At 59.3% G+C, this 23,692-nt stretch carries 13 protein-coding genes; 4 read left to right on the top strand and 9 right to left on the bottom strand.

What is annotated here, in order from left to right; genetic code table 11:
* The first annotated feature begins 126 nt into the window (after positions 1 to 126).
* The 4 genes from M5R41_17955 (at position 127) to M5R41_17940 (ending at position 5,234) form a co-directional block, all read left to right on the top strand.
* Positions 127 to 2,253 carry a PP2C family protein-serine/threonine phosphatase gene (locus M5R41_17955; protein MCZ7558285.1) on the top strand — a complete coding sequence of 709 codons (2,127 nt, stop codon included), beginning with the start codon at positions 127 to 129 and terminating at the stop codon, positions 2,251 to 2,253.
* A 63-nt stretch (positions 2,254 to 2,316) separates the two neighbouring features.
* Positions 2,317 to 2,682 carry an STAS domain-containing protein gene (locus tag M5R41_17950; protein MCZ7558284.1) on the top strand — a complete coding sequence of 122 codons (366 nt, stop codon included), beginning with the start codon at positions 2,317 to 2,319 and terminating at the stop codon, positions 2,680 to 2,682.
* A 45-nt stretch (positions 2,683 to 2,727) separates the two neighbouring features.
* Entirely contained in the window at positions 2,728 to 3,180 is a 453-nt protein-coding gene (locus M5R41_17945) for an ATP-binding protein (GenBank protein ID MCZ7558283.1), read from the top strand.
* A gap of 323 nt (positions 3,181 to 3,503) precedes the next feature.
* Positions 3,504 to 5,234 carry a SpoIIE family protein phosphatase gene (locus tag M5R41_17940; GenBank protein MCZ7558282.1) on the top strand — a complete coding sequence of 577 codons (1,731 nt, stop codon included), beginning with the start codon at positions 3,504 to 3,506 and terminating at the stop codon, positions 5,232 to 5,234.
* On the opposite strand, the gene M5R41_17935 is transcribed toward M5R41_17940, so the two are convergent.
* The 9 genes from M5R41_17935 to M5R41_17895 form a co-directional block, all read right to left on the bottom strand.
* Positions 5,203 to 7,365 carry a M43 family zinc metalloprotease gene (locus M5R41_17935; GenBank protein MCZ7558281.1) on the bottom strand — a complete coding sequence of 721 codons (2,163 nt, stop codon included), beginning with the start codon at positions 7,363 to 7,365 and terminating at the stop codon, positions 5,203 to 5,205. The two genes, M5R41_17940 and M5R41_17935, sit on opposite strands and share 32 nt — an antisense overlap.
* A 121-nt stretch (positions 7,366 to 7,486) precedes the next feature.
* On the bottom strand, positions 7,487 to 8,668 hold the full coding sequence (locus tag M5R41_17930; GenBank protein ID MCZ7558280.1) for a hypothetical protein: 1,182 nt from the start codon (positions 8,666 to 8,668) through the stop codon (positions 7,487 to 7,489).
* A 30-nt stretch (positions 8,669 to 8,698) separates the two neighbouring features.
* A complete protein-coding gene (locus tag M5R41_17925) occupies positions 8,699 to 9,208 on the bottom strand; it encodes a hypothetical protein (protein ID MCZ7558279.1) in 510 nt (169 codons plus the stop codon).
* Between the two features lie 650 nt (positions 9,209 to 9,858).
* Positions 9,859 to 11,244: an MFS transporter gene (locus M5R41_17920; protein MCZ7558278.1), complete on the bottom strand. Its 1,386-nt coding sequence runs from the start codon at positions 11,242 to 11,244 to the stop codon at positions 9,859 to 9,861.
* A 59-nt stretch (positions 11,245 to 11,303) separates the two neighbouring features.
* Positions 11,304 to 11,672 carry a PqqD family protein gene (locus M5R41_17915; GenBank protein ID MCZ7558277.1) on the bottom strand — a complete coding sequence of 123 codons (369 nt, stop codon included), beginning with the start codon at positions 11,670 to 11,672 and terminating at the stop codon, positions 11,304 to 11,306.
* Between the two features lie 108 nt (positions 11,673 to 11,780).
* Entirely contained in the window at positions 11,781 to 13,868 is a 2,088-nt protein-coding gene (locus tag M5R41_17910; protein MCZ7558276.1) for an oligopeptide transporter, OPT family, read from the bottom strand.
* Between the two features lie 1,271 nt (positions 13,869 to 15,139).
* Complete coding sequence (locus M5R41_17905) at positions 15,140 to 20,428, bottom strand: C25 family cysteine peptidase (protein MCZ7558275.1); 5,289 nt, start codon at positions 20,426 to 20,428, stop codon at positions 15,140 to 15,142.
* Positions 20,425 to 21,672: a glycosyltransferase family 4 protein gene (locus M5R41_17900; GenBank protein MCZ7558274.1), complete on the bottom strand. Its 1,248-nt coding sequence runs from the start codon at positions 21,670 to 21,672 to the stop codon at positions 20,425 to 20,427. Before M5R41_17900 ends, M5R41_17905 begins: the two co-directional genes overlap by 4 nt.
* 177 nt (positions 21,673 to 21,849) lie before the next feature.
* Positions 21,850 to 23,682 carry a heparinase II/III family protein gene (locus M5R41_17895; protein ID MCZ7558273.1) on the bottom strand — a complete coding sequence of 611 codons (1,833 nt, stop codon included), beginning with the start codon at positions 23,680 to 23,682 and terminating at the stop codon, positions 21,850 to 21,852.
* Positions 23,683 to 23,692 lie beyond the last annotated feature (10 nt).

The following is a 23,692-nucleotide window of genomic DNA, read 5'->3' as shown; positions in this document are numbered from 1 at the left end:
GACCGATTCGCCTCTGTGTACTCTGTCCCCCCCGTGGCGTATATTATGCAACTGATTGCTTGACAATCCGTATACTCTGGTCTTTGCCGCCGGAGCACTCACTTGTCATCAGCGGCGCTTTACGGAATGAGACTGTATCGCAACATGTATCTGACCGCAGCCTTACTGGCCGCCACGGCGGATTTTTTCTACCTCGCGATGCTTCGCTCCCTGAACGGCAGCGGGGTGCCCGGGGGCGACATACCGCATACACTGCTTGTTCTTATTACAACGGTGGCGACCTTTCTCGCCATCTGGCGTACTCTGCGGGAAGATGAGGAACTGAAGCCCATGCAGGCGGTCTGGCGCGTCATGATGACGGCAACGTTCTGCCTCCTGCTCGTCGGCTTGCTGCAGGTTACCGGCTTGCTGAACTTCGGAGTACGTGAAGGAGTGGTGTCCGCCACGTCCTACGCGTCGCTGGTGACTTCCACGTTGCTCGCCATGGTCATGCTGGCGGCTTCCGCTTTCATCTTTCTCGGCATTTCACGACTCCTGTTTGTCAAGCGCAGACGGACGACGAAGAGGAACTTCATCGTGATGTGCGTTCTGTCCTCCCTCTTTGTGCTGTTCGGCTGGCTCGCCAGTCCCAACGGTGCGGGCATGACTTCGCTGGACACCGTAGCATCCATTGCTTACGCGCTGGCTATCGCGGCGGTCGTGGTGAATGCCTTCCGCTTCTCCTGGATTCTGCTCCTCAGTCGGCGTGAAAAATTCCTCCACCTCATTGTAACTTTATTCGGCTTTCTGTTCTTCCTCATTCTCACCATTTATTCCGGCGACAACGACAATCTCGCCCTTTCGCTGGAGCTGTATCATCCGCTCGTTGAGAACTTCGTTTCACTGACCTTCCTGTTCGGAACCGTTTACACCGGCGTCGGCTTCACCAGTACGCTCCTGCATTTGCCGACCGCGAAGGAATTCGACAGAAAAAAGACGGAAATCTCATCGCTGCAAAACCTGAGCCGACTCACCACACAGGTGTTCGATTTCGACGAGCTGGTGGCGACCACCTCACAACTCGCGCTCGAAGTGAGCGAGAGCGACAGCGCATGGCTGGAACTTGCGGACGTGCATGGCACGACGCCGGGAAAAGGACGATCAAATCAGTCGACAACGCGTATCGTCGACAACAGTCTTCGCAACATCACCAGCGCACAGGTGGAAAGCCTGCACCTGTCCGACGGGAGCAGGCTGCAGCATCTGGCTATCGAAACCGAGAAACCGGTTCTGATTCAGGACCTCGAAAGCGACCGCCGCGTACATGCATCCACCCGTGGCACCGCACATCTTGGTACGCTGGCCATGCTCCCTCTGATCAGTCGGGGCGATATTATCGGACTTCTGTGCGTCGGGAAACGCACACCGTACGAATACGACCGCGACGTCCTGAATGTACTGTACGCGTTTGCCGATATCGCATCGGTGGCGATAGAAAACAGCCGCCTCATTCGCGAATCCTTCGTGAAGGAACGCATGGAGCAGGAACTGCTCGTCGCCAAGCAGATGCAGCAAAGTCTGCTCCCGCAAACGCTTCCCGCGTTGCCGTCATTCGAAATCGCCGCGCGCTCGGTCCCCGCATACGAAGTCGGCGGAGACTACTACGATGTGCGTCAACTGGACGAAGGCAAGATCGGAATCACCGTCGGCGACGTTAGCGGCAAGGGCGTTTCGGCGGCCTTGTATATGGCGCAGCTCAAGGGCGCATCGCAATCCATCGGGCAGAATGACCTCGGTCCACGTGATTTTCTGCTGCGGCTGAATACGGCTCTCTGGAGAAGCATGGAGCGTAAATCGTTCATCAGCCTGCTGTACTGTATCGTGGATCATACGCGCGGCAGTGCGACGTTCGCGCGGGCGGGACATTGTCCCCTCCTGTTTCTCCGCGGGCAGGAGTGCCGGTACTTGCAGCCCGGAGGCATGGCCTTGGGATTGGAGGGATCGGAGCGTTTCGCGGACGTGCTGGAAGAATCCGAGCTGCATCTCCAACCGGGAGATGTGTTGATGATGTTTACCGACGGCGTCACGGAAGCACATGACGCGGACGGGACGGAATTCGAATACGAACGACTCGCGGACGTGCTGCGGACCCACGGTGAACGCGATGCGCAGAGCATACTCGATGCGGTGTTCAACGTGGTGCGCAATCATCGCGGGACCGCGCATGCGGAGGATGACATGACAGGCGTGGTTCTGCGTTGGCGCGGCGTTTGATACAGGACGCGTTTCGAAGTAAATTATCCAGTCAGTTTTTATTCTGGTTGTGAGGATTATTCCATGAGTGAATTTTCGGTAGGTATCAGACAGAGAGAACAGGTTGCGGTCTTCGACCTCAAGGGATACCTCGATGCCCATACCGCCCCGGAACTCGAACGCGCCTTCCAGAAGCAACTGGAGGATCGCTGCTACAGTATCGTGGTGAACTTCCGGGATCTGGCGTACATCAGCAGCGCCGGTCTGGGCGTGCTGATGCAGTTCATCGAGGACGTCAGAAAAAACGAAGGCGACATCAAGCTGAGCAACATGTCGCCACGAGTGTTCAACGTCTTTGATCTGCTCGGTTTTCCCATGCTTTACGAAATTTTTCCGGAAGAAGACGACGCTGTGGGAAAATTTCTGAACAAATCCGCAAATCTTTCGTAACAGAGAGAGCTGAAACCCGCCACCGGGAACAAACAACAAGCAGACGTGGCAGCATCAACCGACCATACGACCAGATCGCTCCGCATTCAGAGCAGAACGGAGCTCCTGTCCGAGATCCGCAGTTTCGTCTCGGATGCCGCGAGGGTGTTTGGTTTCGATGAAACGGATGTAGGGAAAATAGAACTTGCCATTGATGAAGCCTGTACCAACATCATCAAACATGCCTACCGCTACAATCCCGACGGTATCATAGAAATCAGCATCAGCAGCCGTCGCGACGCGAACGCCTCCCCGCAGTTCGTCATTGAAATCGCAGACAGCGGGATCTCTTTCGACAGCAGCAAGTACAGCACACCCGACATGAAGGAGTATTTTCGCAAACTGCGTCACGGCGGACTCGGCATAGTACTTATGAAAAAACTGATGGACGAGGTCGAGTACAAACAAACCCCCGGCCATCGAAACACGATACGACTCGTGAAATATCTCCCGGCATAAGCGATGTACGATTGCCTGCCCGCCGATGCATCGTAGGACCATTGCACAACCGTCAGTACAGGAGAGCGCGGGCGGGACGATTTCAGATTTCAGATTTACGATTTCGCGAACGACGAAGCACGCATAGAGACGTACGATTTTCTGATTACGATGGGGGATCCGTTAAGCGCTCGCGCAGTATGGCGTGCGGTTTCGCAATGACAACAGGCGATGGATGCGTTTTTTCGCAGCGCAGAAGCCCGCCCTAACGGTCAAATCGTAAGTCGTAGTCGTAAGTCGTACATCGTAAGTCGTCAAAGGAAGTTCTGTTGCCCGAATCTCCCATGGATACCACCGCACGCGACATCATCTCGGACAGCGGCGCATTGCTGGAACTGAGCAATGTGCTCAATGCCTCGACGGACCTGGATTTCATCCTCGGCAATGTGCTGCTCTCGTCCATGGGGAAATTGCTGGTGACGCGGAGCGCCGTGTTCGTGGAAAGCGGGGAGCGCAGCTACCGCCTGCGCGAGACCAAAGGCATCCATGGCTTCGACGCGGACAAGCAATTCGACATTCCCGTACAGTGGGAGCACCTGCGCTCCGTCGCATCCTTGCTTGAAGACGACAATCAGCAGGTGCGCGATTTCGCCCGGTGCTGCGCGGACTGCGCACTCGAAATCGTCATCCCGATGCGACTCGAGGAGCGCATGGTGGGCATACTCGCCTTCAGCGGAAAGATCACCGGCAAGCCCTTCGAATCTTCGGATATCACGTTCCTGGAGTCCGTCGCGGCCGTGGCGGCCACCGCGGTGCGCAGCGCCGTCACCATCGAGGAACTGCGTCTGGTCAATCGCCGGCTCGACAAGAAGGTGCAGGAAATGAACACCCTGTTCGAGCTGAGCCGCGAGATGAACACCACCTTCGACATGAGCACCATTCTCCGCATTCTCGGCTACGCGCTGATGGGCCAGCTGCGTGTGCTGCGCTACGTGGTGTATTGCTGGGACGGCACACGTCTCCGGCCTGTCAGCGTCCGCATGCCGGATTTCGCGGACCGCGACGACATGGGTGAGGCAATGATGTCGCTCCGTGAAACCATCCAGTTCTCTGCGCGACGCCCCGCGGAGGTTCCGGTCGAACAATGGCTGCAGGCGCAGGGCGTGCATTGCATCGTGCCCATGCTCTCGCAAAACGAACTTCGCGGGGTGCTGTGCCTGGGCGACCGCGTCGGAGGCGAGAGTTTCGATCGCAGCGAACTCGAGTACCTCAGCGCTCTCGCGAAAATGACCATTTCCGAAATCGAGAATGCGCGGCTGTTCGGTGAGATGCTGGAAAAGCAGCGTATCGAAAAAGAGCTCAGTCTTGCGAAATCCATTCAGCAGGGTCTGCTCCCGAAGCGTATCCCCGCGATACCTTTTTACGACATCGGCGCGATCAACGAGAGTTCGCAGCAGGTGGGCGGCGATTACTACGACATCATTACCCTGTCCGAGCACGAGTATGTGCTCGCCATAGGCGATGTGGCGGGCAAGGGCATACCCGCAGCGCTGCTGATGGCCAATGTGCAGGCGGCGTTACGCACCATCGCGCCGCTGCGCCTGCCGCTGCCCGAAGCCACCGCGCGCATTAACAGTCTGATTTACAGCAATACCGATATAGACAAGTTCATCACGTTTTTCTGGGGCGTGCTCGACACGCGCGCGCATACCTTCGAGTACGTCAATGCCGGTCACAATCCTCCCTATGTACTCCGCGGCGATGGCATAGTGGAAAAACTGAGCGACGGTGGCCTCATACTCGGCATCCTGGAAACGCCGCCGCCGTACAGCGCCGGCAGCATACAGCTGCATCCCGGCGACGTGCTCATAGGTTACACCGACGGCGTCAATGAAGCGATGTCCGCGGACATGGTGGAGTTCGGCGACGAGCGCTTTCTCGACCTTGTACATCAATGCCGCAGCCAGGGAGCCGACGGCGCCATTTCCAAAATCCGCGACGAAATAGTAGCCTACACCCGCGGCGCCCCCCAAAGTGACGACATCACCATGCTCGTTGCCAAAAGGGTGGAGTGAGGGCGGAGTGATCAATAAATCCTGTCATTTTCGTTGAGCAGGGTTTGGTCCCGTTCGTCGCGGTCTGGCTCGGGGGTATGACCACGCCGACATCCTCCCACGCCGTCGCCACGGCGGGGACGCCACCGGATATCACCAGCGCGGAGACGGACGGATGGCATTGTTCGGGGTCGGTCACGGCGATGCGGTCGATCTCCGTCCAGGAGAGCGACGACCACGATTCCCGTTTCTTCAGCACCACCTCGCTGTTGTCCACGTCCACATACACGAGATACAGCAGCCCGGGGGCCTCGTCATAATCGGCGATGGCGAGCGAGGGACGCTTGCAGGTCGCGGAGGGATCGGTGACAAGCGCCTCGGCGGACCAACTGCTTCCGGCGTCTTCGCTCATGATGAGGTAGATACGCCCATCGCTTTCGTAGACTGCGTAATGCCGGTCCGACTGTTGCAGCGAGGCGTCGAGCTTGTCGAACACGATACGCCGTTGCGAGTTGCCGGCGCTGGGCCTTTCGTTGTTCACCGAGCAGCGATGCGCCTTGTACTCTGCGCGCACTTCGGCATTGTCCTGATTAACCTGCACGATGCGGGTCAGCGTCGGAGCGAAGCGTGTGGAGACGAGGTCGGGATACTCCGCGCTTTCCAGCACCTCGGCCGCGTTCGCGTCGCTGCTGTACATACCGGTGCACACCCAGTCCCCCACGTCGAGAGGCAATTGCTTCGCGTCGAGATTCCCGTCGAGATATCTGTTGGCTTGGTAGAGGTATTTCGGAAAGTCGGGATTATTGAGGTGCTCAAACACCCCTCCCGTTTGCTCGGCCCTTGCGCCCGTCGGGCTGTGGGGAGCGGCGAAGGACAGGAAGCTCACCGGCTGCGAGCCGTCCGTTTCCATGAACCATGGATCTTTGAAGAGGATGTTCGGCGCCAACGTCCCTCCGTCGCTCTCGACGGTGAGTGTGAGGGGGGACATGGGACGGAACCACGCCTGTTCATCCCATACAGTTTGGCTCATCGGAATCGACAGCGTTTTCTTCAGTTTGAATGTTCCGAAGTCCTCATTCCAGGATTGGTGTTTTTCATACACCGAAGCCTGAGACAACAGACGCTCCGAGAGAGTATGCGCGCTGTATGAAATGCAGGCAGGCAGGTCAATTTCGAACGGCGACGTACCGGTGTGGAACGCGTTGTCGTATGTATCATAGATCCGAATGTCGCCCGAAGCATGCTCCTGCCCTCCGACGATATTCGCGAAGCGGACCCTTTGTCCGGCAATAGTCTGAAATATCAGAAACTGGTCATTCGCGATATACGACCGCATCAGAGCAACCTGACCGGCAGAGAAGTGTGTGTAGCAATCGTGAATATTCGTGTAGCTCATGTAGTTGTGCGTATCCGGCGTGTAGTATTCGTCATTCGCATCCTTGAATGTGCCAGTGTACTCGCAACTCATATTTACATAGGTGCGGATACCGCCATCATTGTTCCAGGGTTCGGCCGGTGTATCGCAGAGCATATCCCCGGCCGTGGCGCAATTCGCTCCGGGACCGCGGGTGACGAGCTCATCGTGACTCGAGGGATCGCCGTGGGTGTGCCTCAGCCCGAAGCAATGACCCATTTCGTGAATCATCGGATAGAGCGTCTGGTATCCCGTACGAATAAACATATCGGCGGCGGATCTGCTCGTGGTGAATCCCAGCCACCCTTCATTGCTGGCTCCATCGACATAGTAAATGTTGATAGCGTTGGCCTCCCGATACCATCCCGACACTGTCAGGCCGGCGTACTCGGGAAGAGGCCAATACGAGTAGTTTGGCAGATTGTGTACACGCACCGGATTTTGATCGTCCAGATGCACGAAAGTGATGTTGTACGCCGAAAATACGTCGTTGAGGTACTCGAACGATGCGAGCGCCTCGTTGGTGGTGATTCCTCCCTCTCCCTGCGGACCCCGAAGGATGTGAAGGACGACGTTCAGCCCGACGAGGCAGCCGGGATCAATTGACAGCGGACCACCGCCGGGGTATTGGACATACGAACCTTCCAATGGGCCACCGTGGTATTCCTGCGCGTGACTGTCGGGCGGAAGTCCCATCGCGCACAACAGCGCGATGGCGACGAATGCAAATTTTGACATAAGACATCTCCAATGAGAATAATAGAATAATTGGTGCATGATGATCTGGTTGTGGTAAACGGGTTGAAGAACAATGTGTTGCCAGAATCGAGCGTGAACCTCCGTTGATCATTATACAGGATTAATGCCTTCTTTTCCCAATAACTGCGATTGCGCGTGTCTGGTCGTCGTAACCGCATAAATAGACGTGGTCCCGGGTCAGACTCACCTGATAGAATCGACCTCCGTCGAATTCAGCGGTAAGTTCGGGGTATGAGCGCAGGCTCTTCCCGTTATAATGTACCACGGTGCAAAAACTCCCAGCCAAAAATACATCGTTGTCCGCGAGACCCGCTATGCACACCTTGGCTCCCCTGGTTGGATCAGCTTCCGCGATGCGGAGATAACGATAATGCGTGGTATCATACAACGACTGAATGTACAGGTACCCCGCTACACTGGCGTATAGTGAGTCGTGGCTTATCCACAAGGCCAGTGCCCCGCCGAACTCCCACTTTTTATCAATACGCTCCCGCTTTCGGATATCCCTTACCGTCCCATCCGGCGTGCGCCAGACGAAACTGCCCTTCCCCGTGTTGTAATCATACCCCCCCGCCCACAGATTCCCCTTCCCGTCGCCGGCAAGGGAAGTGACCGGGGAGTAGGGGAAGGTGGAAATACGCGAATACCTCCCGTTTGTATATTTGGTAATTTCGCCAATTCCCAACAAATCACCGGCAAAATACACTTCATTCTCCGAGTAATGCAGTATGTCTTTACAGGCGGCCCCCCATGAAAGGGAGGAATCAGCCATGATACAGGCAGGATAGAAGTTCACTCCATCCCATCTTGCACCTTCTCCCGCACTAGAACCCAGCCATAAATCATTAGCATTACCCGCTATTGCTTCAAACGGCGAGAAAAACGTGTTCTGCGAGGTACAACGTTGCATCGGCACCTTGAATTTCTTCCACTCCCTGCCGTTCCAGTGCAGCACGGTGTAGGGTTTTTTCCCCAGCGCTCCCGTATCCGGCGTGTCGGGGTACACACCACCCACCGCCCAGACGTTGGTATCGCTGAATGCGATTATATCCCGCAACGAGCTGGAAGGTATGCCGGGCCCGAAGCGGTACACCGTCCATTCTATCTCGTGGCTGGTGGTGTCCTGCTGTACATGCGGCGGCGGCGGCACGGGCTCCACCGGCTCGTCGCAGGAGGCGAGCGCGAGCAGCAGCGCGGGCAGCAGCGGCAAAACCAGCGCCTGGCGCCGCAGCCAGCGTCCGCTGCGCAGACTATTTCGCGAGTGGGGTACATGGGTTGTCATGGGGCTATCTCCAGGGTGTGTGTGTAACCATTATGTGTCCGCGCATCGGGGCGCATCGGGCCGGCCGCGGCCGTTCGCGATCAACAGGCAACTCCATCGTCGGGGAGTCCCGCGCGGTTCGGTTTGAGTCGCTTCCGGTGCCGGTTGAAACCACGGCCCGGCGCAGGCAAGCGCTTCGCGCAGTTGCGATTGCGAGGAGCAGACGACGAGCAACGCGCTTGTCGCGGCTTCGCAACCGATCTGCCGGAAAGTGCCCGACAGCCACTCCTCTTCTCCGTCTTCATGAAAGAACAGGCAGCCTCCGATGTTGCAGATCAGATGGCCGATCACGGGGCGGAGGAACTCGTCCCGCACAATACCTTCGTGCATCCGCCGGAAGGTCGCATACAGCGCAATGCCGTTGTGCGCGCCGTTGGACACGACGGCGCGGCAATCCGCCCGCACAACGCGGCGCAAACAATCGTGGGAAAAGGCATCGCAGCGCAGCAGGGCCCTGTGAAGCACATCACCGACATACAGTACTCCGATGCTGTTACTCATCGCCACCTCGCCGATATGCGTGGCGGTTGCGTGATTCGTCGCCTCTGTTCAGGTGCGCGATCCCGGGAGTCGAGAATGGGGCGGAGGCGCATTCCGGGCCGCACGGCACTGAATTCCGTAATAGTTTTACGTATCCGTTTATCCTTTTTACGGGCTGGGCTGGGCTGGGCTGGGCTGGGCTGGGCTGGGCTGGGACATGTCCTTCCTCCTGATACTATCACGGCTTTGAATCGGCAAAGTAACGTTTTCCGGCATACGTGTCAAGTACTCCGGAATATTTATCATATTTTTTTATCGTTTTTTTTGCGTGCCATCCTGGTTCGAAGCACAACCGCCTATCGACCATGGTACTGTACAACACCGCGGGGTCTCCGCTCCCGTTATCGCGGTGTCGTGGCGGCGTCGCGTCATCCCGGCCGCGCCCGGGTGTGCCCGTCCGCTTCGGCGACGCACGCTGGAGGCCGATCCACGCCCGCCGCCTGCCTCCCCCGTCACCCATGCTCGTCGCCAAAAGGGTGGAGTGAGAGCGCACTCGGATCGCGGCGACGGAGCAAACGCATAACACCGCGCCGCTGAACAGACAGGGGGACTGTCCATTCAGCGGCGCGTTTATGAAGGTTGCTGTTCGCGCGGGGCCGAAACCGCTGCGGCTATTTCACATTCGGGGCTTCCAGGCCGTACTGTTTCTTTTTGTCTTCGGCTTTGAGCAGGAAGCCGAAAACCAGAGCCAGCACACCCAGGGAGGCGAATACGAGCATGGGCACCGTGTAGTCATAGCGCGCGCTCGTGTCGCCACCGGCAAGAGCCTCGGCCACGCCGGGATTCACCGCGGTCAGGATGATGCCGATAAACGCGGGAATAAGTCCGAGCCCCCAGTTCTGTATCAGGAACACGACAGCGTACGCCGAACCGAGATAGCGCTCCTCCACCACCTTGGGCACCGACGGCCAGAGCGACGCGGGCACCAGCGAGAAGGCCACACCGAGCAACAGTATCGCGAATATATACAGCGGCATACTCGGAGGCGCCACGGCGAAAATGAGATGCGAGATGAATAGCAGTGTGGCGCCGAGCATCATCGTGGACGCCGCCTTGCCCTTTTTGTCGATGTAATTGCCGATGATGGGCGTGAGCAAAATGGTGCCTACAGGCAGCAAGCCGGAAATCAATCCGCCCGTCTCGGCCGCGACGTCAAGCTTGTTCTGCATCATGTTCACGGCGTATTTCAGGAAGGGAAACACGGCCGAGTAAAACAACACGCACAGCAGGGAAATGTACCAGAACGCCTTGTTGGTGACGATTTTGCCGAGATCGCTGAGTTTGAACTCGTCCTCTCCCCCGCCGCTCTTCTCTATGCCCATCTCCTTGTCGAATTTCTTGTCCAGCGTGATCACATAGGTGAGGAAGGTGAGCATGCCGATGAACAGCAGCGCACAGCCGACCACCACGGAACGGCTGGGCTCGTTGCCCGCAATCATCGCCGAAAAGAAGAACGCGCCCGAGGCGCCCATGCGCGCCGTCGCCATTTCCATGCCCATGGCCAGCGCCAGTTCCTTACCCTTGAACCATTTCACAATGGTCTTGGACGCGGTGATACCGCACATCTCCACGCCGATGCCGAAAACAGCGTAGCCGACGGAGGCGAGTTTGGCCGATGCGGGCATCCACGTCATAAACGAGTTGAAGAAATCATACCCGAAACCGCCGGCGTTGAAATAATCCGTGAGGGCGTAGAGCTTGAGCAGACCGCCGCCCAGCATGAGGAAGGTCGAAAGCACGCCGGTGAAGCGGATGCCGAGCTTGTCGAGAATAATGCCCGAAATCAGCAAAAAGCCGAACATGTTGAGGTAGTACTCCGAACCGGAAAAGGTGCCGTACACCTCGGGATTCCATTTGTAGCTTACTTCCAGCAACTGCTGCAAGGGTGCCAGCATGTCCACGAAAAAATAGGCCGCAAGCATCGAGAAGGCGATGAGAAAGAGCGCCGTCCACCGTGCGGCTTTCGATTCGTTGAGCGCGGTCTTGATGTGTTCCATAAGGACTTGGTGTTAGAGGTTTCTCAAAAAAAGATTATCTGTCGCGGAATACTGCCGTGTTACACCTGCGTCCCGTCCGGTTTGTGCAGGGAGATAAAACCGCGACGCAGCAGGGAGTGCAGAAACACCGAAAGCCGGTCATGCAGCGGATGCATCGCCTCCCCGAAGCGTTCGTCGGCAAGCGCGGCGATGGCGGCGACGGTGCGCTGACCATCGATATTCAACCATACCTGGCTGCCGATGGCGTCGAGACGGGTAAGGATGTTCGGATTCTTCCATTTCGGCAGGAAGCGCGTCGCCATCCACTGGTACTTGAATCGCGGTACGCGGACGGTGACTATCCCTTCGTCGTCCACATCGTAGTCGCGCAGGCGCCGGGGCACGAGCTCGAGCAGATTATGCGTGACTTTGGCTTTTTTTGCGAACATGGAAGGTCCGATGGTGACTGTATGGGACGATGCCGGGCGAGGGACTGCCTCACAACAAGGAATCTCCCGCGGCTGCGAGAGATTCCTTGCTGCAAGAACATATTCCGATCAGTGCGCCGCTTTCGGTGGTGCGGGTTCGTCGGGATTTCCGGCGTTGGAAATCGGAAGACGTACGAGCACCCAACCGATGATACCCATGACGACGAGACTGACGAGGAAGGACGGCGACGAGAATACCGCGCCCGGGAACATCTCGAAGGCCGCGAAGCCCGCGAAGATGAGTCCCACCAGCGCCTCGCCGGCAATGAGGCCCGAAGCGAGCAACACCCCGGTATTTTCGACGCGGGCGTCCTGCGCCTCGTTGAGCTTGCGCTTCGCCTTGACCATGTCAACCAGACCCTTCATGAGGCCGCCGACGAAAATGGCGAAGGTTGTTTCAAGCGGGAGGTACATACCGACGCTGACGAGCATCGGGCTCTTGACCTGCATGAGAATGAAGGCCGCGCCCATTAGCATGCCAACGATGATCAGCGGCCAGGCCATGTGCTGCTCGACGATGCCGCGCGAAAGAATGGCCATGAGACTGGCTTGTGGTGCGGGGAGCTCGCGGCTGCCGAAGCCGCCGGTGTACCCTTCCCTCATGCCGTTCGCGATGTCGCCGTTGTTGAGAAAGACCAGCACGCCGAACATCACGATGCCGGCAAGCACGACGCCGATGATATCACCGACCTGCATCTTCCACGGCGTACCACCGAGGATGTGACCGGCCTTGAGATCCTGCAGCATCTCGCCCGCAACCGCGGCCGAGACGCAGACAATCGCCGCAACGCCGAGCACCGCGGCCACACCATGCGCCTCTTCGACGCCGAGCACCACCATGATCAGTGCCGTCACCACCAGCGCGGTGAGTGTCAAACCGCTGATCGGGTTGTTCGACGAACCCATGATGCCGACGAGATAACCGGACACGGCTGCGAAGAAGAACGCGAGGATGATCATGACCGTCGCTGCAACGAAGGCCACGAGGAAGGTCGTCGCGAAGAGGAAATACGTGATGAGGAAGGTCGCAACCGCCACACCGAAAATACCGATCAGCGTCCAGGTAAAGGGAATGTCCTTTTCCGTGCGCGGGATATCGCTCGCGTGACCGGAAGCGGCCTTCTTCACGTCACCGATGGAGCGGGCGATGCCGGCAGCCAGACTCTTACGCATTCTGAACAACGTGTAGCTGGCGCCCACGAGCATACCGCCGATGGCGATGGGACGCACGATGAACTTCCACACGGAATAGGCCGAATCGATCCAGGCCTTTTCCGTTGCCGCGCTCTGCGACATACCCGGGTCGGCGGCGAGAATCGCTGCGACCATTCCGTCGATATTCAGATAGGGCGCGATGAAGTACAGAATAATCGGCGTCAACAATCCCCAGGCCATGATGCCGCCGGAGAAGTTGAGCGACGCGAGCTTCGGTCCAATGATGTAGCCGACGCCGACGTAGGCCGGGCTGATCTTGAATGAGGTCAGCACCATGCCGCCCGTGCCGGCAACGCCCGTACCACCGGAGGCGAGGGGCACTTTGTCGAGACCGGTGATGCCGGTTTTACTGAACGCGACGAATTTTTCCCACAACGGGAGGAAGAGCTTGAATTCGCCGAGGGCTTTGACGAGCGCGCCGCCGATCATCGCTCCGAAGAGGAATTTCGATCCGCCGCCGCTACCGCGTCCGGCCTTGTGGATTTCCGCCGCCGCAACGGATTCGGGATACGGCAGGTCTGGATCCTCGACCATCACCCGACGCAGAAGCGCCACGAACATGATGCCAAGCACACCACCGGAGATCAGAATCAACGTGGAGGTGATGTAATTCGACGTGGTGAAGAAATCCGGCCAGATACCGGCAACGAAGAACGCAGGCAGCGTGAATATCGCGCCGGCCGCCACGGATTCTCCGATGGAGCCAACGGTACGAGCCATGTTCTCCTCGAGAATCGTTCCTTTCACGGCCTTGAGCAAGGCCATGCCGATGACCGCCGCCGGGTAGGTTGCCGCGATCGTCATACCGGCCTTTAGACCCAGATATGCGTTCGCCGCGCCCAGCACGACGGCAAGAACGAGACCAATGAGCAGGGCACGGAGAGTGAACTCCTTCATATCCGTGTCCGCGGGGACGAACGGAATATGTTTCGTCTCAGCCATACAAGTCTCCTAAATGAAAAGAGAATATGAAAATGGATTCATGCGCGATGTTTGCATCGGGTGCCGGTCCATGCCGGAGATGATGCCGCCTGCGGCTCCGCCGATTCCGCGGCGAATACCGCCGGTGGTGGCTTTGCGTCAGATGGATTGCGTGCAGCGGCCCAATTGCACGATCCGATTATCCGGATCCTGCGGAACACATGAAATTACACAGGACTGCGGTGAAACACAAGGAAAACAGGCGGGAAGGGCAAATTGTCATTCTTCACGGAGCGAAGCGCCTCCATTGTCATTCTGCGCGGAGCGAAGCGCCTCCATTGTCATTCTGCGCGGAGCGAAGCGCCTCCATTGTCATTCTGCGCGGAGCGAAGCGCCTTCATTGTCATTCTTCGCGGAGCGAAGCGCCTCCATTGTCATTCTGCGCGGAGCGAAGCGCCTCCATTGTCATTCTGCGCGGAGCGAAGCGCCTCCATTGTCATTCTGCGCGGAGCGAAGCGCCTCCATTGTCATTCTGCGCGGAGCGAAGCGGAGTCGCAGAATCCATCCATCCACGCGCCGGACCCTTCGACGGTGGTTGAGCGTAGCCGAAACCTCACTCAGGACAGGCCCTTCGACTTCGCGCGGGGTGACAGACAACGGTCATTCTGCGCGGAGCGAAGCGCCTCCATTGTCATTCTTCGCGGAGCGAAGCGCCTCCATTGTCATTCTGCGCGGAGCGAAGCGCCTCCATTGTCATTCTGCGCGGAGCGAAGCGGAGTCGCAGAATCCATCCACCCACGCGCCGGACCCTTCGACGGTGGTTGAGCGTAGCCGAAACCTCACTCAGGAAAGGCCCTTCGACTTCGCGCGGGGTGACAGACAACGGTCATTCTGCGCGGAGCGAAGCGCCTCCATTGTCATTCTGCGCGGAGCGAAGCGCCTCCATTGTCATTCTGCGCGGAGCGAAGCGCCTCCATTGTCATTCTGCGCGGAGCGAAGCGCCTCCATTGTCATTCTGCGCGGAGCGAAGCGGAGTCGCAGAATCCATCCATCCACGCGCCGGACCCTTCGACGGTGGTTGAGCGTAGCCGAAACCTCACTCAGGACAGGCCCTTCGACTTCGCGCGGGGTGACATGCTGAATGTGCCTGCCAGCGCCATACATCGGCGTCCGTCTGGACGGAAATGCCACGCATCGGGAGCTGGCGCATCCCTCCGGTCTCCTCTTTGCTCATCCCCTGTCTGTCCGAACTTCCGCAGCACTCGTGTCTGTCCCATCCGCCCGTGCTTCCCTCACCGCAGCACACTGAATCTGCCTACGTGTTCGGAGGCAGCGCCCTGCTGCGTGACGCTGAGCTTGTAGAAATACACACCGTTGGCGATGGCGTCACCGTCCTGATCGCGGCCATCCCATGCGATGCGGTTGAAGCCGATACGCAGATCGCCGGACTCGGCTTCGATGCGGCGAATGAGGCGACCCGCCACCGTGTAAATGCGCACCTCGGCGGCTTCGGGTGCGTCAGTGCCGGCGCAACGGTAGGTGAAATCCACCGGCCCGCGTGTAGGGCTGGGCCAGGGCAGCACCTGATCGATACGCGCGGTGCTGGATACGTAAAAACGTACCTGGTACGGAATCGTGTCCGCCGCGTTGCCCGTGGCGTCCTTTCCCGACACGGCGAGGAAATGCAAGCCGTCTTTCAGCTCCGGGGTGTACAGCACCTGCACCTTTTCCTCTCCGTTGGTCGGAGCCGTGTAACGCACGGCGGGATCGCTCAACAGCCAGACGCGACGGCCATCGAGAAACACCTGCATGGCCGTGGTGTCCGTGACCGGCAACGGCGAAGCGTCGCGTAACACGATGCTGATTTCCGGCCGAGGACGCACATAGTCATTGTTGACGATGGGCGCGCCGTCGAAGAGCACGTCGAGCACAGGCGATTTGCCGTCGCGGCCGGAAACGAAGGTCCCGGAATACGCGTTATTGGCGCGGTAATATTCCGTAACGGCATTCCCCGCATCCACCGTCAGTTCATAGCTGTGCCGCCCGCGCAATCCCGTGGTCGGCAACTGCAGTTCCACATCGGCTGCTCCGCCGGGCGCGATCGCCGCCACCCGCACAGGTACCGCCGCCGCTCCTCCCGCTGCGCGCAAACCGACGTCGAAGGGACCGGCCGACGCGCGTCCCGAATTGCGCACGCGCACATCCACCGCGATGCTGCCCCCTTCCAGCACGGAATCCGCGTCCAGACGCACCACCTGCGAGGTTACCCCGATTTCCGGAAACTCCGAAACGTAGCGTACTTCCAGTCCGCGAAACACCGGACTCCCCGCTCCGTTGAGATCCTGCATACGGCCCTCGACGCGCAGGAAGGGAGCGGCGGTGCAATCCAGTACTCCCAGATCCAGCGGTGTTCCCGGCTGTACGTTTTTCAAGGCCGCGAAGACGGTGTCCCTGCCGTCGGAGGAGCGGCCCAGCAACGTCAGGTCCACGCGGGCGCTGTCGTGCGGCAACTCCCCGCGCCAGCCAAGTGCGGTAGCGATATTCGCCGGTCCGATGCGCTGTGTCGTGAAACGTCCCTCACGCGCCTGTACCACGAGCGTGTCCGCAAACAAGACGGTCCCCAGCACGAAGTGCATTTCCCGGGCTTCCGACGGACGCGCGCGGCTGCCGATGAATCCGTAGGAATCCCGGTAGCTCACGCTGTCTATGAGCGACGCGCCGAAGCGCTTCAACTCGGCTTTGAGTTCGGGCAGAATGTTGCTGCCGTTCGGTGACACAGGCGGCCAACCGTTGGCGTCGTCCAGCACCGCGATCATCAGAATGTGATCGTCGGGCACGGTGCGCACAAAGTCGATCATGCGCTGCGTTTCACCGGTATTCAGATACGTATCGAAGTTTTCGGCTGCGATCACATCGCCGAAGCGCGGCTCCACCACCGCGCAGTTGAAGCCGCGCTGGTTGGGGCTGTGATCCACGTCGTCCACGCGGAGTATGGCGAAACGGAAGGGTCCGTTGAAACCACCGGAAGTGACCTCCAACTGCACGGGACGACTGCCGAGCTGATAGCTTCCATCACCGTCACGCCGCAGCGCGTCCACCGCATTGGTAGCCAACTGCGCCGGTGCGTCCTGCCTCCAGGTTTCGGGTGCCGGGGGCGTCTCGAGGCGGAAGCTGCGCGTGGCGGACCAGACATCCGCAGCGCCCGCGGTGCTCATGCGTGCGCGCCAGTAGAGCACACGATCAGCACTCAGCCCGGAGGCATTGAGCGAAGTGTACACTTCGTCCACGGGAGTGGAGAAGCGCCGCATATCCGTCGAGAAATCCGATGAGGAGGATATTTCCAGCTCCACAGCCGGATCCCCCGCTGTCGGCACATACGACGGATTCGCCAGCATAAAGGTCACGTCCGTTCCGGGGGCGAGCACCGCATTGTCCAGCGGAAAGATTTGCGCGATACCGCGGGGTAACACGGATTTTTTCAGCGTGGCGGTATTGTTGTCCTCGCGAAGCTCCGCTATCTCGTTGTCGGCGTCCACCGTCACTTCAATGCTCACCTCGCCGTCCACGCCGGCGAAGTCATATTCCCAATCCAGCACGGCGCTCACGGCGAAGGCCTCGATGCGCCGGGTCGCGGAGTGCTGCTCCTGTCCGCCCGCTATGACGCGCAGACGCACAGTGACGCTGTCCGCCATGCACATGCCCGCGTTGCGGACGGTGGTGGTGATGCGCGTGCGCTGCTGCTCGGTGATAATCTCCGGGTCGGTCAGGATGTCCGAGGTCTGAACGAGAAGCTCAGGTCCCCGGGCGAGCGGGACGCGGGTGGCCGGATCGCCCAGCAGGCAGTGCTGATCCGCGCTGTGAATGGTGTTGATGTCGCCGGGGCCGTAGTGTGCGATGAGGCCGAGTTTTCCCTTGTGCACAAGCTCGCCGAAGGTGCGTACGCCGCTGTCCGTCATCGCGCGGAACATCGCCCTGCTCATGATATAGCCGTAGTTGATGATGCCCAGCCCCGCTGTTCCGAAGGAGGCAATGGAGCCGTGCTCTTTCGCAAGCACGAAACGCTCGTTGAGACCGGTTTCAAAGGGCTCGGCGAAATGCGCCGTATTGCAGGAAATAGTCGCGAAGAACGGGTACTTCCCCTTGTTCGAGAAAATGTCCGGCCGTTCGATGCCGACGTCAATGACGCGCGTGCCGCCGTGGCCCGCGAAGAGAAACCACGTCACACCCTGATTCACTTCGTGAATGAGCGTATCAAGATCATCGTAGCTCACCGTGGTCAGGGTGCGCTTGTAGATGCGGCGCGGCTCGAGGCAGAAGGGCTCGACGTAATTCAGGATGAGCGCTTCCGCAATGGGTTTGAGCTGCAGGTCCTGCTCGAAGGCGCTTTCCCCGCCGACAGAGAACAGATAGCGGTTGTCATGCGGTTGCGGCGGCAGGGCCTCGTACTCGATGATTTTGTCTATCACCGCATCGGCATCGGAGGGCGTTTCCGCGGGGATGCGTCCGATAGGGATGAACGGCGTCGGATCGAAGCTCCGGTCTGCGAAGCGGACAAAGTAATTATCACTTGCCGGATTACCGTACGTGGGGATGTAATCGGCCCTGGTGGAGCTTGCTTTGCGGAACTTCGCGTCCCAGCTTGCATCACCCATGAGCAAAACGAAGCGCGGACGCGGCTCGCTCCAGGCGTCGTACGCGTTGCGCAGGAAGGCCTTGATCGCCGAAGGATGCTTGTGCCCGTCATTGAACTCCGCGTAAATGTCGTTCACGTCCGCCACGATAGTGCTGTAGCCGTCGCTTTGCGCGCGGTAGTCGGCGAGGCGCCGCGCCTGTGCGGCAAAGGCTGGATGTGTGATCACGATATAGTCCGCCTGCCGGAGCGGATCGGCAAGATCTTTGTACTCACGCAGTTCCAGCTGCGGAGTGTTCGCTTCGCCGGTGAAGAGATGATATCGCGATTCTCCGCTTATCGCCATCGCGGCGACCCCCGCGGAAACGTCTATGCCGTTCAGTTCGTCGCCCGTATCGATGTTGACGCCGCGGAGTGATGCCGCCCGTACACGGAGCAATGCGCGCACGGGCAGCGCCGGTCCCGTACCGAGAGATGCGTCGACATCCAGAACGCCGTCCAGCGGGGTGACCGAACGCTGATAGCGCAGTTCGGCCCAATCCACATAGATGCGTTCGATGGAACAGGCGGGATTTTCCGGCGGGCAATCCACCAGTCCGACGTTCAGAAACACGAGGGTGTTCGCGCCGTCGCGCAACACGCCACCGGGAAGTGAAACGCGCTGGCGTGTCGTATCATAGCTCCCCAGCGTGTCTTCAAAAACGACGACGTCATTCAGAAGCAGGCGCAGCAGCGAGGGATCGCGCGAGGCGCCTTTTACGCGAAACTCGAGCGCGGCGTTGTCCGCACCGGGTTGCTGCAGAGAAAAGGGAATACGGAGACTATCCTTTTTCAGTAAATACGTCCACATCCAGGTCTCGCCCGGAACCCGATCACTGTACTGCATGTCGGTGTACTCGAAATCGCCGCGGTGATACTCCCGGTCCTCTTCCAACCGCAGTATCGCGGGGAGCGCGTCTATGAGCTGAGCCTGCGGCCATGTGGCGGGGGCAACATCCTCGCTTCCGCCGCGCAGTCCGCGCACATCTCCCCATTCCAGAAGGAAGACATTGTCGTCGGACCATTCATCGAAGTATTCTCCTTCGTCTCCCTGCTTGCGTGCGGCATAAAACTCCAGGGCATCGCCGCCGTCGAAGCTGCCGTCTTCCTCCCCGCGCACGCGCACGGGAATTTCGACACCGCGTGAAAGCAGCCGGAAGTTCCGCGGATCGATAGCGGATACACCGACTCCGAGAGCCGTCAGATCGGCCGCGGTGATGCGGTACATACCTTGCGCGGGCGTTCGCAGCACCACATAGCGTTCTCCGGCGCGCTTCGCGGAAAAGGGCGTGACGGTGGCGACGGAACGTGCGGCGGCGATGCGCCACCCTCCCGCGTCGTCCGCATTCACAAAGGATCGATCCGCTGACCGCGCGGTAGCAGCAAGAGCGCTTTCCGCCCCGTCGATACGTATCTCCAGCGTAATGCTGCGCGCCCAGCGTAAACCACCGGCAACAACACGCACCGGCGAAAAACGTATGCCCCCGTTTCGATACTCATTCCGTTCGGTGACAGGAACAGTCTCCACCCATTCCGTCTGCGGGCGGGAGGCGTATTCCATTCCGCCAAAGGGAGCGAGCGACGTGGTCAACTGCTCCTCCTGCACCGACAGCACCTTGACCGCAAGTGCGCCATCCGGCGGCAGGGCGAAGGACAGAAAAGCCACCGGCAGGGCGGGCAATCCTGGCAGGACGCGTTGCTCGTAACCCGGCATGAGCACGGCGGAATATGCCGGCTCTCCCGGCATGCGCACGATACGCGGGCCCTCGTGCTGCGCGGTGACGCGCCAGAGCGAGGCGGAAACGCGCTCGATACGGAAGGGCGACCCGGAGATGTGCTGCGCGTGCAGCCGTGCCGACGCGACAAGTACGAAAACAAGCAGCAGAGTTGTTGTCGAGGTACAGCGTTTCATGGCATCGAGGCGATAATGTCGAGATAGTTTCGCGCTAATTGATCAAGATCGTACTGTTTGCGTACATGGAGAAAGGCATTTTTTCCGCACTGTGCGGCGAAGGCGGGATCGTCGCGCAGACGGAGTACCGCGTCGGCGAGCTGGCGCGCATTTTCCGGTTCAATCGCGATTCCCGCTCCCGCCTCGTGAAGGATATCGCACGCCTGTCCGCGAACGCCGAGAATCATCGGCACCCCCGTGCCCATGATTTCGAACATCTTCGAAGGGATGACGGTGGCGAAAAGCGGAGTATCGCGGAGCAACACCAGAGCGACATCGATCTCACCGAGTAGTACGGCGATCTCGCTGCGCGGCAACTGGTCGAGAAACGTGATATTCTGTGCGTCGCCGGCGTACTCCTTGAGCGCCGCTTTTCGCGCGCCTTCACCGGCGAAGAGGAAATGAATATCCGATTGATCCTGCAGCAGTGTGGCGGCATCGACCGCGGTTTCCAGCGCATGGGCAAGTCCGTGCGTCCCGATGTAGGCGACGATGAAACGTCCGTCGAGATCGTGAAGCACCCGACGATCCCCGCGCTGCGCCGGCGCGAAGAGGGCGGTATTCACGCCATTCGGCACGACACGGATGCTCTCCGGCGGAATATTCGTCCCCTCGATGTGTGCGCGAAATGCGGGGCTCACCACGACGATGCGGTCCGCGCTGCGATACATGAAGCGCTCGACGCGCCGCAGAAGGGAAATCACCACTCCCCCCTTGTGCACCTGCACCGCCTCGATGGAGTCCGGCCAGAGGTCGCGCACCTCGAGCAGCAGCGGAAGGCGCTTGAGCGTGCGCAGGACGGTGCCCGCGAGGCCGGCGAAGAATTGCGGTGTGCTGGCGATGCAGACATCCACATGGCGCAGACGCAAAGCGCCGAGAACGGCCGTCACACCGAAGGACAGATAGTTGAGACTGCGTTTGAGTGTACCGCTGTTCGGGGTGACATACACCCACATGCGATGCACTTCCACCCCGTCGATGATTTCTTTTTTCCGCCACTGCCGACGGTACCCCGGCTGCACAACGCCTGTGGGATGATTGGGTATCCCGCAGATTACCGTCACGCGGTGCCCGGCCTTGACCCAGCGCGTGCTGAACTCATACGCCCGCGCGGCGGGAGCCCCCATTTCGGGAGGGAAATACTGGCAGATGTAGAGGATATGCAACGGTGGTAAACCCATGATCACAATATAGTCAAGGGACACATGGGCTCAAGCGATGTTACACGGGGCCCTTGGGCTGGACATCATGAAAGCGTGAACATGATGACCCCGCATGAGGAAGTCTTGTCAGCCAAAGTGATGCACACCCTCGCCTCAGTCGATTATTGCCTATGAAGCAGAGCGTTTTGGAGTGTGACTCAACGGCAATTCATCCCGTCATCATCGGTGGAGAACAGATTTCACCGTCAATGGACCGATACGCAGTTCACCTGTCGCGGATTCCGGGAAGGTGAGGACCGGGACATCCTCGCCAAAAGAGAGCATGAATCCTGTCAGCATCGGGAAATCACCAGCCCCCTCCAGGACAATACTGTTTCGGGCCGCTCTCTCCCCGAACGCCGGATACATGTCTGTTTCTTCCACGCGCAAAGCAGTGTTGCCGAATGTCGTGACGCATGCGGTGGTTTCGCCATTCCGAAGGCGCAGTCCCGCTTCCGCTGCCGAGGCTTCCACTCCCGGATGCAGATGCACACGGCTGCTCCATCGGTGACAGCCCGATCCGTGCAGCCAGTCGGCGACGAGTATCCAGTCCGTGCCGACAACTACGGCACGCTCGTGCAGCAGCCCTTTTCCATAGCGCGTATAGCCGTCGTGCATCCCGCGCAGGATGATCAACCCATCCTGCACAGTCCTGCTCATGTGACGGATCTTCGCGCGGCGACCGACACGGAAGCTTTTCCAGACCTCGGACTGCTCCCGCCCGTCTATCTCGATGGTGGAATGCGCGGCGGTACTGCGGGAGTAGGTCCGCTCGGGCGACTCTTTATAATGAAAGACGCCGGTATCCGATATGAATCTCCGACCGTCCACCGACAGCTCGAAACTCAGGGTATCGCAATGCGCATGCCCCGGCTGATAATCAGGACCGACGAGTCCGGCATCGAAAACCAGCCAGAGGCGCGGGGTCTCGGCGATAAGCAGACCGGAGATGCGCCGCGGATCGCTGTCGGATGCCGCAGGACGCGGGGCTTCCACTTCAAGCTCCGCACACAGCGCCGTTCCGCGCGCAAGCACTTCATCGGTGCGGAGAAAGAAACTGCGGGTCGAATCGTTGAACATCGGTATCTCGCCGTCGGGATGCCGCATGCGCCGCAGGAAGTCCGTCATGCGCAGAATTGCGGACGCCAGCGACTCCGGCACGGTGCTTCCGGAGAGCAGCATGGCCTCGGCCATGTCGAGCACATCGTTCAACATGGATACATGATACATCGGGCTGCGCTCGAAATGGCAGCCGTCGTCAAGGATTTGCTCGCGCAGCTCGCGTTCGAGCAGTCTCATGCCGATGCGCCGCGCGGAAGCACCCGTGTCGGTGTCGAGAAAGAGACCTGCGAAGACCAACGCCTTGATGTTGCGCAGCAGATGATTCGCCATGGTTCCCTTCTCGAGGTTGCGAAGGAGCACAGCGGTCATCTGCTCCACCCCGCCGGGGAGGGCCGACAAGCGCGCGTCGTCCCCGGACCAGCCGTGTGCAATCACAATACCATGCAGACGCACCCAGCTCTCGGTGCGTATGGACAGCACGTAAGGATGCCAGGCGCTGCGCCGCGCTCCGGGGAGATGCAGAGCGAACGCTTCATCCCAGTCCAGTGCGAAGCGTATCGCCGTGTCAAGTATTGCGTCGTCGGCATCGTCGCGCGAGAGCAGCGCGAGCAGATAATCGTGATAGCCGAAATGGAATTGCCAGAGCAGGGGCTTGGTTTCCGCAGCCGCTCGCCACGTGGTAGGGTCTGCCGGAAGCGTGAGCTCGTCGTTCAGGAAACTGACGTTGCGGGCTGCGAGATCGATTTTTTCGCAATGATAGCGGCCACTGAGTACAGGAAACGAGGAGCAATCGATACGGCCTTCCGCTCTACGGAAGAATCGTTCCGCCAAACCTGCTCGTTCGACAATGCGGATGATTGCGCCCTTGATCGTTCTGTACACGCGCCAGAAAATCATGGACGGTTTGAGATACCAGAGCGACCAGGCTGTTATGAAGACTTGATGAAGCATATTCAAAAGT

The sequence above is a fragment of the Bacteroidia bacterium genome (assembly GCA_027493955.1).
Taxonomy (GTDB): Bacteria; Bacteroidota; Ignavibacteria; order SZUA-365; family SZUA-365; genus JAOSJT01.
The sequence above is the reverse complement of the archived record's forward strand: the minus strand, read 5'-3'. Positions and strand labels throughout refer to the sequence as shown.

Coding starts and splice junctions, on each gene's coding strand:
- M5R41_17955 (MCZ7558285.1), top strand. CDS start 127: ATGAGACTGTATCGCAACATGTATCTGACCGCAGCCTTACTGGCCGCC.
- M5R41_17950 (MCZ7558284.1), top strand. CDS start 2,317: ATGAGTGAATTTTCGGTAGGTATCAGACAGAGAGAACAGGTTGCGGTC.
- M5R41_17940 (MCZ7558282.1), top strand. CDS start 3,504: ATGGATACCACCGCACGCGACATCATCTCGGACAGCGGCGCATTGCTG.
- M5R41_17935 (MCZ7558281.1), bottom strand. CDS start 7,365: ATGTCAAAATTTGCATTCGTCGCCATCGCGCTGTTGTGCGCGATGGGA.
- M5R41_17930 (MCZ7558280.1), bottom strand. CDS start 8,668: ATGACAACCCATGTACCCCACTCGCGAAATAGTCTGCGCAGCGGACGC.
- M5R41_17925 (MCZ7558279.1), bottom strand. CDS start 9,208: ATGAGTAACAGCATCGGAGTACTGTATGTCGGTGATGTGCTTCACAGG.
- M5R41_17920 (MCZ7558278.1), bottom strand. CDS start 11,244: ATGGAACACATCAAGACCGCGCTCAACGAATCGAAAGCCGCACGGTGG.
- M5R41_17915 (MCZ7558277.1), bottom strand. CDS start 11,672: ATGTTCGCAAAAAAAGCCAAAGTCACGCATAATCTGCTCGAGCTCGTG.
- M5R41_17910 (MCZ7558276.1), bottom strand. CDS start 13,868: ATGGCTGAGACGAAACATATTCCGTTCGTCCCCGCGGACACGGATATG.
- M5R41_17905 (MCZ7558275.1), bottom strand. CDS start 20,428: ATGAAACGCTGTACCTCGACAACAACTCTGCTGCTTGTTTTCGTACTT.
- M5R41_17895 (MCZ7558273.1), bottom strand. CDS start 23,682: ATGCTTCATCAAGTCTTCATAACAGCCTGGTCGCTCTGGTATCTCAAA.